General features: G+C 54.3%; 13 protein-coding genes. 4 read left to right on the top strand and 9 right to left on the bottom strand.

What is annotated here, in order from left to right:
* The first annotated feature begins 152 nt into the window (after positions 1-152).
* Both metG and ACUY4Q_RS08380 read left to right on the top strand, forming a co-directional pair.
* Positions 153-2,186 (top strand): methionine--tRNA ligase, encoded by a 2,034-nt coding sequence (metG, locus tag ACUY4Q_RS08385; RefSeq protein ID WP_458046584.1) that lies wholly within the window; start codon positions 153-155, stop codon positions 2,184-2,186.
* Between the two features lie 90 nt (positions 2,187-2,276).
* Positions 2,277-2,729: a YehR family lipoprotein gene (locus tag ACUY4Q_RS08380; RefSeq protein ID WP_458046583.1), complete on the top strand. Its 453-nt coding sequence runs from the start codon at positions 2,277-2,279 to the stop codon at positions 2,727-2,729.
* A 52-nt stretch (positions 2,730-2,781) separates the two neighbouring features.
* Here ACUY4Q_RS08380 and ACUY4Q_RS08375 read toward each other — a convergent pair whose 3' ends face one another.
* From ACUY4Q_RS08375 to ACUY4Q_RS08355, 5 genes are all read right to left on the bottom strand, one after another.
* Positions 2,782-3,255 (bottom strand): YehS family protein, encoded by a 474-nt coding sequence (locus ACUY4Q_RS08375; protein WP_458046582.1) that lies wholly within the window; start codon positions 3,253-3,255, stop codon positions 2,782-2,784.
* A 79-nt stretch (positions 3,256-3,334) separates the two neighbouring features.
* Positions 3,335-3,673, bottom strand: a complete 339-nt coding sequence (locus ACUY4Q_RS08370; RefSeq protein ID WP_458046581.1) for a helix-turn-helix domain-containing protein — start codon at positions 3,671-3,673, stop codon at positions 3,335-3,337.
* Entirely contained in the window at positions 3,657-4,010 is a 354-nt protein-coding gene (locus tag ACUY4Q_RS08365; RefSeq protein ID WP_458047290.1) for a type II toxin-antitoxin system RelE/ParE family toxin, read from the bottom strand. The genes ACUY4Q_RS08370 and ACUY4Q_RS08365 overlap by 17 nt, the downstream gene beginning before the upstream one ends.
* A gap of 109 nt (positions 4,011-4,119) precedes the next feature.
* Positions 4,120-4,839 (bottom strand): two-component system response regulator BtsR, encoded by a 720-nt coding sequence (btsR, locus tag ACUY4Q_RS08360; protein WP_458046580.1) that lies wholly within the window; start codon positions 4,837-4,839, stop codon positions 4,120-4,122.
* Positions 4,833-6,521 (bottom strand): LytS/YhcK type 5TM receptor domain-containing protein, encoded by a 1,689-nt coding sequence (locus ACUY4Q_RS08355; protein WP_458046579.1) that lies wholly within the window; start codon positions 6,519-6,521, stop codon positions 4,833-4,835. The genes btsR and ACUY4Q_RS08355 overlap by 7 nt, the downstream gene beginning before the upstream one ends.
* Positions 6,522-6,741: 220 nt before the next feature.
* Between ACUY4Q_RS08355 and mlrA the strand changes: the two genes are divergently transcribed.
* Positions 6,742-7,473: an HTH-type transcriptional regulator MlrA gene (gene mlrA, locus ACUY4Q_RS08350; RefSeq protein WP_458046578.1), complete on the top strand. Its 732-nt coding sequence runs from the start codon at positions 6,742-6,744 to the stop codon at positions 7,471-7,473.
* Positions 7,474-7,532: 59 nt separating this feature from the next.
* The gene (locus tag ACUY4Q_RS08345) at positions 7,533-7,646 is read left to right on the top strand and encodes a protein YohO (RefSeq protein WP_458046577.1); all 114 of its coding nucleotides are present in this window, start codon (positions 7,533-7,535) and stop codon (positions 7,644-7,646) included.
* On the opposite strand, the gene ACUY4Q_RS08340 is transcribed toward ACUY4Q_RS08345, so the two are convergent.
* Genes ACUY4Q_RS08340 through osmF form a run of 4 tightly spaced genes read right to left on the bottom strand, consistent with a single transcriptional unit; the run spans position 7,621 to position 11,357 of the window.
* On the bottom strand, positions 7,621-8,358 hold the full coding sequence (locus ACUY4Q_RS08340) for an ABC transporter permease (protein ID WP_458046576.1): 738 nt from the start codon (positions 8,356-8,358) through the stop codon (positions 7,621-7,623). The two genes, ACUY4Q_RS08345 and ACUY4Q_RS08340, sit on opposite strands and share 26 nt — an antisense overlap.
* Positions 8,342-9,292 carry an ABC transporter ATP-binding protein gene (locus ACUY4Q_RS08335; protein ID WP_458046575.1) on the bottom strand — a complete coding sequence of 317 codons (951 nt, stop codon included), beginning with the start codon at positions 9,290-9,292 and terminating at the stop codon, positions 8,342-8,344. Before ACUY4Q_RS08335 ends, ACUY4Q_RS08340 begins: the two co-directional genes overlap by 17 nt.
* A complete protein-coding gene (locus tag ACUY4Q_RS08330) occupies positions 9,289-10,443 on the bottom strand; it encodes an ABC transporter permease (protein ID WP_458046574.1) in 1,155 nt (384 codons plus the stop codon). Before ACUY4Q_RS08330 ends, ACUY4Q_RS08335 begins: the two co-directional genes overlap by 4 nt.
* A gap of 2 nt (positions 10,444-10,445) precedes the next feature.
* Positions 10,446-11,357, bottom strand: a complete 912-nt coding sequence (gene osmF / locus ACUY4Q_RS08325; RefSeq protein WP_458046573.1) for a glycine betaine ABC transporter substrate-binding protein OsmF — start codon at positions 11,355-11,357, stop codon at positions 10,446-10,448.
* Between the last annotated feature and the right edge of the window lie 496 nt (positions 11,358-11,853).

Raw genomic sequence — 11,853 nt, 5'->3', positions numbered from 1 at the left:
GTGGTCAGGTGTGGCCGGGAGCCAGGATTGTTAAGGAGGCGGCGGTGCACTCAACACCAACAAACCAATCCGCATCCTGCTTTTATGGCACAACATTTCCCTTTCAGGTAACATCAAAACCCCCTTTTACTAAAGAAGAAGTAATACCCACTATGACTCAAGTCGCGAAGAAAATTCTGGTAACGTGCGCACTGCCGTACGCCAACGGCTCAATCCACCTCGGCCATATGCTGGAGCACATCCAGGCTGATGTCTGGGTCCGTTACCAGCGAATGCGCGGCCACACTGTCAACTTCATCTGCGCGGACGATGCCCACGGTACCCCTATCATGCTGAAAGCTCAGCAAATGGGCATTACGCCGGAGCAGATGATTGCTGACATGAGTCAGGAGCACCAGACGGATTTCGCCGGCTTTAATATCAGTTACGACAACTACCACTCAACGCACAGCGATGAGAACCGTGAGCTGTCTGAACTGATTTACACCCGCCTGAAAGAGAACGGTTTTATTAAAAACCGCACTATCTCTCAGCTTTACGACCCGGAAAAAGGCATGTTCCTGCCGGATCGTTTTGTGAAAGGCACCTGCCCGAAATGTAAGTCTCCGGACCAATATGGCGATAACTGTGAAGTGTGCGGCGCGACCTACAGCCCGACTGAACTTATTGAGCCGAAATCCGTGGTATCCGGTGCGACGCCTGAAATGCGTGACTCCGAACACTTCTTCTTTGATTTGCCGTCATTCAGCGAAATGCTGCAGGCATGGACCCGCAGCGGTGCCCTGCAAGAGCAGGTCGCTAACAAGATGCAAGAGTGGTTCGAATCGGGTCTCCAGCAGTGGGATATCTCCCGCGATGCGCCTTACTTCGGTTTCGAAATTCCGGGTGCAACGGGTAAATATTTCTACGTCTGGCTGGATGCGCCCATCGGCTACATGGGTTCCTTCAAGAACCTGTGCGACAAACGTGGCGACAACGTTAGCTTCGACGAATACTGGAAAAAAGATTCTGACGCCGAGCTGTATCACTTTATCGGCAAAGATATTGTTTACTTCCACAGCCTGTTCTGGCCGGCGATGCTCGAAGGCAGCAATTTCCGCAAACCCACCAACCTGTTTGTGCATGGTTATGTGATGGTTAACGGCGCGAAAATGTCCAAATCTCGCGGCACCTTTATCAAAGCCAGCACCTGGCTGAACCATCTCGATGCAGACAGCCTGCGTTACTACTATGCGGCGAAACTGTCGTCCCGTATTGATGACATCGATCTGAACCTTGAAGATTTCATTCAGCGCGTCAATACCGATATCGTTAACAAAGTGGTCAACCTGGCTTCCCGCTGTGCAGGCTTCATTGCCAAGCGTTTTGACGGCGTACTGGCGGCAGAACTGGCTGACCCGGCGCTGTACAAAACCTTTACCGATGCGTCTGCCTCGATTGGTGAAGCCTGGGAAAGCCGCGAATTTGGCAAAGCCATTCGTGAAATCATGGCGCTGGCCGACGTGGCCAACCGTTACGTTGACGAGCAGGCCCCGTGGGTGGTGGCGAAACAGGAAGGCCGTGACGCCGACCTGCAGGCCATCTGCTCCATGGGCATCAATCTGTTCCGCGTACTGATGACCTGGCTGAAACCGGTTCTCCCTACCCTGAGCGAGCGCGTTGAAAGCTTCCTTAACACCACGCTTGAGTGGGATGCCGTTCAGCAGCCGCTGCTGAGCCATAAAGTGAGCACGTTCAAAGCCCTGTACAACCGCATTGATACCAAACAGGTTGAAGCGCTGGTTGAAGCGTCTAAAGAAGAGGTGAAAGCGGCGGCGGCACCGGCAACAGGCCCGCTGGCGGACGATCCGATTCAGGAGACCATCACGTTCGACGATTTCGCTAAAGTAGATATGCGTGTTGCGCTTATCGAAAATGCCGAGTTCGTGGACGGCTCCGATAAGCTGCTGCGCCTGACCCTCGATCTCGGCGGCGAGAAGCGCAACGTCTTCTCCGGTATCCGCTCTGCGTACCCGGACCCACAGGTGCTGATTGGGCGTCTGACCGTCATGGTCGCCAACCTTGCGCCGCGCAAAATGCGTTTCGGTATTTCTGAAGGCATGGTGATGGCGGCAGGTCCTGGTGGAAAAGATATCTTCCTGTTAAGCCCTGACGAAGGGGCAAAAGCAGGCCAGCAGGTTAAATAACCAGCAAAAGGCGTTGAGAAATCAGCGCCTTTTTAATATTGCACTATCCTTCTATGGACAGGACATTTCTAACAAAAGGGGCTTTAAAATATGTTTAAAAAACTCATCGCTTTCACACTGACCTCTCTGATGCTGTTTGTACTGAGCGGCTGTGGCGAAAAAGAACAGAGTAAGACGTTTAACTGGACCGATGGCAAGACAGAGATTTCACTGACTTATTACTACAAAGATGACGTCGTAACGCGTCAGTCAGCAAAAAATAAAATTAACTATGCCGCAATGGGCATTGCTAATAAAGAACAGGCCATGCAGCGTCTGGGGCCGATCAGCGAGAAATACAAATCCATTAAAGGGGTAACCGAAAGTATCGATTATCAGGATACTTACGCGACCGAAACCCTGGATGTGGATTACTCGAAAGCGGATCGTGATGCACTCCAGCAGATGCAGGGTTCTGCCTTTACCGGTGATGCTAAAGATGGCGTCAGCATGTCAAAATCCCAGCAGTTGCTTGAATCTCGCGGCTTTAAAGAAGTGAAGTAAAGAGATGAAGGGCTAAAAAAGCCAGCGCGGCGCCTGTCCGCGCTGGCTTTTTTTATTGTGCAGGTTTTGCGTGTTCACGTACCGCCAGCCCGCGCAGGAAATAACGCAGGAACTGGTCACCGCACTCACGGAAGTTTTTATGCTCGCTGGCGCGCATCATGGCCGTTATCTCCGGCATCGACACACGGAATTTTTGCTCAGTCAGGATAGCCAGAATATCATCGGTCTTTAAGCTGAACGCGATGCGCAATTTCTTGAGAATCAGGTTGTTGGTCATCTTACGCTCGGTGACCAGTGCAGGCTGCGTGTCGTCTTTGCCCCGACGCTCGTAAATCAGGCCATTGAGGAAAAGAGACATCATGATGTCCGGGCAGCGCTGAAAGCCCGCCTCGTCTTCCTTACGCAACCAACCGACCAGTTGTTCATCACTCACCGACGCTTCCGCCAGCGTAAAGATGCGCTTGAGGTCGTTGTTATTCATTTTCAGGGCGTAGCGCAGGCTACGTAAAATATCATTATTGAGCATAAAGCCTTCGGGACATATTTTTGCAAACGCGCAGTGTAACACCGAAGTTTACAACCCCAGTGCTTCTTTTCACTGGGGTTCAGGTAATGATGAGTTGAACGCGCTTACCAATAACGGTTGCCATTCCAACCAGCGCATCCAGGGTGAACTTTTCAGTTTTCTGATTAACGACATCCGAGACGCGCGGGCGCGAAACGTGAAGGATTTTTGCCGCGTCGCCTTGTTTGTATCCGCGGCACTTCATCCAGATGGTAATTTCAGCCATGATTTGCCGCTTAAGCTCATCCGTTCTGGCCATTTCATCTTTGGATTGAGCGTGCAAACGGACTGCTTCGTCAACGGGAAATCCGAGATCGGAAAAAATGTTGTCGCCTGCTTTGGTGACATGACGTGTTTTGGTGTCAATATTCTGCGTCATTGCTCACTCTCCGTTCATCTGCGGCAGTTTTATACCGCGCTTTGATAATGGCGATATCCCTCTGGCTGGTTTGTTGCGTTTTCTTCACAAAACAGTGCAACACATGAATTGCATCTGCAAATTTAGCCACATACACCACGCGAAATTCACCATCATTACCATGCAACCTGAATTCGATGGTACCGCTGCCCCAACCGCTCACGTATTTCCAGTCTGACGGCTCATAGCCATGCTGGACTTTATCAAGCTGGAAACCGGCCTCTCGCCGCGCTTCCGCTGGAAATGAGCAGAGGTCGCTCAGTGAAGAGCCATGCCAGTGAATATCCTTTGCAATCATCACTTCGCATCCTTGCCATGAATTGATTGCGTATAAAATTATATACAAAACTCAAAGACAATCGCACAAATGATTTATTGCGAGCCGGCTCGGGATTTGTGTAGTGGTCTTACAACCCCAGTGCTTCTTTTAGATTCTTCAGGTAGCGGCGGCTGACGGGGACCGTCTGACCGTTGCGCAGCAGGAGTTCGGCCTGTCCGTTATCTTCGAGCTTGATCTCACTCAGATGGGCCATATTGACCAGATACTGGCGGTGGCAGCGCAGCAGCGGCGTCCGGCTCTCAAGGGTGCGCAGGGTCAGTTCAGTAAAGCCCTCCTTGCCTTCACTGCTGGTGACATACACTCCGCTCATTCGGCTACTGACAAACGCAACGTCGCTCATTTGCAGCAGATAAATACGGCTATGGCCAGTGCAGGGGATAAATTTCAACCCCTCCTGGTTTTCCGGTAAAACCGAAACATCCTGCACCGTACGCTCCTGACGCAGACGGGTCAGGGTCTTGGCCAGACGCGGGGTTTCAATGGGTTTGAGCAGGTAATCAAAGGCATGCTCTTCAAAGGCTTTCACCGCGTATTCATCAAACGCGGTCAGGAACACAACATAGGGTCGGTGCTCAGGATCGAGCATCCCAACCATTTCGAGGCCGCTGATGCGGGGCATCTGAATATCGAGGAACAACACGTCCGGGCGCAGTTTATGCACTGCGCCAATGGCTTCTACCGCATTGGCACATTCCCCAACAATCTCAATATCATTCTCTTCCTGCAATAAAATCCGCAGGTTTTCCCTCGCCAGCGGTTCATCATCGACAATCAGCACTTTTAACATGCGCTTTCCTCCAGCGGGAGTCGTAGGGTAATGCGGGTAAAGCAATCCGGTTCACAGGCCACGGTAATGCCGCAACCGTCGCCAAAACGCGCGCGCAGGCGCTTGTCCACCAGGCTCATCCCTAATCCACTGGCATCGGATTCAGGTTGATAGAGCCCGGCGTTATCTTCAATATCCAGCACCAGATGTTCTCCCTCCAGGCTGGCATTAATGGTAATTTCACCCACCCCCAACAGCTGCGACGTGCCATGCTTAATGGCATTCTCGACGATCGGTTGCAGGGTAAAGGCAGGCAGATGCTGATGGGAGAGTGATTCAGGCACATGCAGTTGCACCTGAAGGCGGCTCTGAAAACGTGCCTGTTCAATTTGCAGGTACGCATTCACGTGCTCAATCTCATCGGCGAGGGTGACAATTTCTGATGGCCGCTTGAGGTTCTTCCGGAAAAAGGTAGAGAGATACTGCACCAGCAGCCCGGCCTGATCGCTGTCGCGACGAATCACCGCTTTGAGTGTATTTAGGGCATTAAACAGGAAGTGTGGATTGACCTGCGCATGCAGCAGCTTGATTTCCGACTGCGTCAGCAGCGCCTTTTGGCGCTCATACTGCCCGGCAAGAATTTGCGCCGACAGCAACTGGGCAATGCCTTCACCCAGGGTGCGGTTTATCGAACTGAACAGGCGGTTTTTCGCTTCATACAATTTAATGGTGCCCACCACCCGCTGGTTTTCGCCGCGTAAGGGGATGACCAGCGTCGAGCCCAGTTTGCACTGCGGGTGTAGCGAGCAACGGTACGGCACTTCGTTGCCGTCAGCGTAGACCACTTCGCCACTTTCAATCGCTTTTTGCGTCCAGCCGGATGAGATGGGGCGGCCTGGCAGATGATGGTCATCCCCTGCCCCTCTGAAGGCCAGCAGTTTTTCACGATCGGTAATAGCCACCGCGCCGATATCCAGCTCGTTATACAGCACCTGCGCCACCTTCATGCTGTTCTCTTCGTTAAAGCCCTGGCGCAAAATCCCCTCGGTCGAGGCCGCAACTTTGAGCGCGGTGGCGGAAAATGCCGAGGTGTATTTTTCGAACATGGCGCGCTTATCTAACAGAATACGCATAAACAATGCTGCCCCGACGGTATTGGTGACCATCATTGGTGCTGCAATGCTCTGAACCAGATGCAGAGCACTGTCATACGGGCGCGCAATCAACAGAATGATCAGCATTTGAGTCAGCTCGGCGACACAGGTAATGGCCCCCGCCGTCAGCGGGCTGAAGACCTTATCAGTGCGCCCACGTTTGATGAGCATGCTGTGCACCAGACCGCCCAGCAGCCCTTCCACAATGGTCGAAATCATGCAGCTGAGTGCCGTCATCCCCCCCATGGAGTAGCGATGCAGCCCGCCGGTTAATCCCACCAGACCACCGACCACCGGCCCGCCCAGTAAGCCCCCCATCACCGCGCCGATCGCACGCGTATTGGCAATGGAGTCTTCGATATGCAGGCCAAAATAAGTGCCGAGAATGCAGAAAATCGAGAAGGTCACGTAGCACAGCAGCTTATGCGGCAGGCGCACGGTGACCTGCATCAGGGGAATAAACAGACGGGTTTTACTCATCAGCCAGGCGATAACCAAAAACACACACATCTGCTGAAGCAGCAGCAACACCAGATTAAATTCGTACATATTAGCATCACCGCGATGAATGAAAGCGCGTACCATACAGCGAGTCGCGTCCAGATTCTTTGAAGGTTTCCATAAAACTCAAAATTCGTGCGCATTATCACAAACCTGGCGGCATGATGATACGTACGCGTTACAAATCGAACAGAAAACAAACAATTCTGCCTGGTTTTTGCCAGAGCGTCTAAAGTTACGGTGGGGGACTTCAGGCACAGGTGAACTCATGGCGCTTTACACTATCGGCGAAGTGGCATTGTTGTGTGATGTGAATCCCATTACGCTCAGGGCATGGCAACGACGCTATGGCCTGGTCAAACCCCAGCGTACCGAAGGCGGACACCGCCTGTTTACCGAAGCCGATATTGATCGTATCCGCGAAATTAAGCGTTGGGTTGATACTGGCGTTCAGGTCAGTAAAGTTCAGTCATTACTGAACAATGAAACCGACAGCGAGCGTGACGGCTGGCGCGCGCAACAGGAAGTGGTGCTGCAAATTCTACAAAGCGGCAATTTGCACCGCCTGCGGTTATGGTTCAAAGAGCGTGGCCATGACTACCCCGCAGAAACCCTGACAACGCATTTACTGCTTCCCTTGCGCCGACGTCTGCAAGGCCAACAGCCTGCCCTGCTGCTGATGCTCAGCCTGCTTGACGGGGTGCTGATCAGCTATATCTGTAGCTGCCTGAGCAGCGCCCGAAAAAAGAACAGCCGCGAAGCGCTGATCATTGGCTGGAACGTGCAGGATACCACCCGGTTATGGCTTGAGGGCTGGATGGCGAGTCAACAGGGCTGGCGTGTGGAAGTCCTGGCACATTCGGTAAGCCAGCTTCGACCGGAAATGTTCGACGGTCAGACGCTGTTGGTGTGGTGCGGCGAAGCACCGACCGCCGCCCAGCAAAAGCAACTGCTGGACTGGCGTGAAAACGGCCACGACATTTTCTCGCTCGGAAATTAATGGTTCATTAACACCTGGGCTTCGCCTTATAATACGTTTCTTAACAAAAGGAGAGCCTGATGAATCTGTCCAAAATTACTGTCGTCGCTATTTTTCTGCTGATGGCCATCGGTGGGATCGGCGGCGTGATGCTCGCAGGTTACTCATTCATCGTGCGGGGCGGCGTGGGTTGAACCGCTGCGCCAGCCGTTCAAACCCGCGGTCAACAATAATGGCCGCCAGTGCCACCAGTATCGCCCCCTGAATCACATACGCCGTATTAAACCCGCTTAGCCCAATAATGATAGGCGTGCCCAGCGTGCTGGCCCCTACCGTTGAGGCGATGGTTGCTGTCCCGATGTTAATGATGACCGAGGTACGGATACCGGCAATGATGACCGGTGCTGCCAGCGGCAGTTCAACCTTCAGTAAACGCTGCCTGTCACTCATTCCCATGCCTTTGGCAACATCCTGAACGCCTGCAGGCACAGCCGCCATGCCCGCCAGCGTGCCCTGGAGAATCGGCAAAACACCGTACAGCACCAGTGCAATCACCGCCGGTTCTTTCCCGAATCCGATAACCGGTACGGCAATCGCCAGAACCGCCACCGGAGGAAAGGTTTGCCCGACGGCGGCGATGGTTTCTACCAGCGGCCGAAATTCACTCCCGCCAGGACGCGTCACGATAATGCCTGCCCCCAACCCAAGAACAATCGCCAGCAGACTGGAGATGCCGACCAGTTCAAAATGCGCCAGCGTGAGTGCGATAAACGTTTCCTGCTGGTAGAGCGGACGTGGCAGTTGGGGAAAAAGCGCACTGAATAGCCCTGCGCTATGCGGCAGTAACACCAGCAGAGCAATAAATGCCGCTGTTAACCAGAGCAGCGGGTCACGAATGACGTTCACGCGCGATCTCCGTCGTCAGCAGGTCACTAAAATGCAGCGTGCCGTAGGGGACGCCGTCAGCCGTGGCGACCGGCAGCACATCGCTCTGCCGTGCCACAAAGGCCGAGAGCGCCTCACGCAAGGTGAGCTCTTCGCTCAGGGGTTCGCCCGGCAGCGGCTTTTCGTTTGTTCGCACCCAGGCTTTGACCTGATGCAACGACAGCAGCCGCACGCCAAGTTCACTGCGTCCGAAAAAGTCTTTAACGAAGTCGTTCGCCGGACGGGTCAGCATCTCCAGCGGTGTGCCCTGCTGGACGATCGCGCCGTTGTCCATCAGAACAAGGTGATCGGCCAGTTGCAGCGCTTCGTCGATATCGTGCGTTACCAGAACAATCGTACGACCGAGCAGGCGATGAATGCGAATCATCTCCTGTTGCAGTGCGCCACGGGTCACCGGATCCAGCGCGCCGAAGGGTTCATCCATCAGCAACACTTCCGGATCCGCTGCCAACGCACGGGCCACGCCAACACGCTGCTGCTGCCCGCCTGAAAGCTGATGCGGGTAGCGATCGCGTAGAGCCGGATCGAGGCCGAGCAAGGCCATCAGTTCATCAATCCTCGCGGTGATTTTCGCTTTCGACCACTTTTGCAACTGCAGCACGGTGGCAATGTTCTGCGCCACCGTCCAGTGCGGAAAGAGACCGATGGACTGAATGGCATAGCCCATCCGCCGACGCAGCTCAAGCACCGGCAGGCTGCGAATCTCTTCACCCGCAAACAAAATGGTCCCTTCGTCGTGCTCCACCAGCCGGTTGATCATTTTAAGGGTGGTGGATTTACCTGAGCCCGAGGTACCAATCAATACGGAAAAAGCCCCGGTTTTGCACTCAAGATTCAAATCACTGACCGCCGGTACGCCGGCAAAAATTTTACTGACATGACGAAATTCGATCATGGCCCTTTAACCTCCAGCAGCGCGATACCCAGCGCAAATAACGCATCCACGACGACTGCCAGGGCAATCACCGGTATCACGCCAAGTAATACCAAATCCAGTGCGCTGCTTAACAGCCCCTGGAAGACCAGCGCGCCAAAGCCGCCGGCACCAATCAGGGCGGCAATCACCGCCATCCCTACGGTCTGGACTGCCACCACGCGAATACTGCGCAGCAAAATGGGCAGTGCGAGAGGAAAACGCACCTGCCAGAATCGCTGGCTGGCGCTCATCCCCATCCCTTTGGCGCTCTCCAGCACATCCGCAGGTACCTGATTCAGCCCGGCAACCACGCCGCGCACCAGCGGCAACAGGGCGTAGAGGATCAAGGCAATTAACGCAGGCGTCATGCCCGTGCCCGCCACGCCGAGCGCGCCTAACCACGGGAAGCTCGATACCAGCCCGGCCAGGGGAGCAATCAACAGGCCAAACAGCGCGACCGACGGCACGGTCTGAATCACATTAAGCACGGCGAAAACCGGGCCCTGACGCGCCGGGTGGCGATAGCACCACAGCCCAATCAGCAGTCCAATCATCAGTGAGGGAATTAAGGTCGAAAAGAGCAGGAGCAGGTGCCGCCCCAGCGCATCATCAAACACATCCTGGCGATTGCCGTATTCTTTAAGCAGCGATAGGCTGTCGAGTTGCCCATTGAGCAATAGCACCACCGGCAGCCACCAGATTTGCGCATGCAGCACCCAGCGCCAGACCGGATCCGGCGTCAGACGGCGGATAGCCTCGCTACAGGCAAGAAGGGATAACGCCAGCCACAGCCACCAGCCACTGCCCGGTGACGTGCGCGCCAGCTGGCTACCGGTTTGCGCAAGATCGGTTGCCGCACGGCCCGCACACCAGATAAGCAGCCAGAAAGCGCCCTGAGCGATCATCAACGTAGCAATCAGGGGAGCGCGTCGTGGCAGAAAGCTAAGTAACAGCAAACCCGCAGGCACAATCAGCCCAATAAGGGCCTGATTGGGCCATAACTGCCAGAGCGCCCGGCTTTCGCCGGACACCAGGCGATTGGGCGCATAATTGACAAAAGGTAGCGCCGTGGCTGCCAGTGCCAGAATCACCAGCAGCAGCACAACGCGATTATGACAACGTATATCCACCTTTATTTAACGAGTCCCTTTTCCTTCAGGTAGTCTGCTGCCACTTTTTTAGCATCCAGGCCTTCAACCGCAATGCTGGCGTTCAGCTTTTGCAGCGTTTTCTCATCAAGACTGGCGAAGACGGGTTTCAGCCATTCGTCCAGTTTTGGATATTCTTTTAACACCGCTTCACGCACTACCGGCGCGGGGGCGTAAATAGGCTGAACCCCTTTCGGGTCGGTGAGCGTCTGCAAGCCCAGCGCCGCAACCGGACCATCGGTGCCATAAGCCATCGCCGCGTTCACGCCAGACGTCTGCTGAGCCGCTGCTTTGATGGTCACCGCGGTATCGCCACCTGCCAGGGAGAGCAGTTGTGGCTGATTCAGTTTGAAGTCATAGGCTTTTTCAAAAGCAGGCAGCGCATCGGTACGCTCGATGAATTCAGCGGAAGCCGCCAGTTTGAAGGTGCCGCCCTCTTTCAGGTAGCGGCTGAGGTCTTCAAGGGAGACCAGTTTATTCTTTTCGGCGAGATCCTGGCGTACCGCAATGGTCCAGGTATTGTTAGCCGGGGCCGGAGTCAGCCAGACCAGTTTGTTCTGCTCTGCGTCCAGCTTTTTCACTTTGTCATAGCCCTGTTGGGCATTTTTCCACGCCGGATCGTTCTCCTGTTTAAAGAAGAACGCGCCATTGCCGGTATATTCCGGGTAAATATCCAGTTCACCGGAGGTAATGGCGCCACGCACCACCGGGGTCGTGCCTAACTGGACTTTGTTGACCGTCTTTACGCCATGGCTTTCCAGCACCTGTAAAATGATATTGCCCAGCAGCGCCCCTTCCGTATCAATTTTGGAACCCACTTTAACCGGCTCAGCTGCCTGCGCACCGGCGGCCAGTATTAACAATCCTGCTGCGCTCCATTGCGAAAATGATTTCATGCGTATTCCCCGTTATTTTTGTGATGCCCGGAATTCTGGCTGTGCAAAAAGCGTAGTTGAGAATTAGCCGGGAGGGTATCTCTGGTTCAGATTTTGATGTTACTGATTAGATGAAGCGGTTATAACGTGGAGCGTTGCTCCGTTCACGGTGGGTAAAGGTTCGTTTTAATCCTGTGGAATCGTTACGTTCTCTCTCGATAAAGGTTCATGTCATTCCGGTGAAATTGTTCCGTTCACCTTAAGTTCAATGCGTCTCAGAAGCAAAATCACCCGTGAACGTGCAAGGGTGGTTCACCGCCACCACCCTTGCAACCCGGGCTCCCGGCAAGGAAAATCGCCGCTTCGCGGTCCATTCGTCTTATGCCGTCTGACTGTCGGGTCGGGGACCAGCCTACATCCCTGTAGGCTATCCCCTCCGCCCGCTTCCCTGCGGGCGGCCCCGGTCAGCCATCAACGCCTCATCGATTTTCAGCCGGACCAGAAAACCTCGCTGCAA

Source organism: Phytobacter cepae, assembly GCF_054165735.1.
Note: the sequence above shows the minus strand (reverse complement) of the source record. Positions and strands in the feature narration are given on the sequence as shown.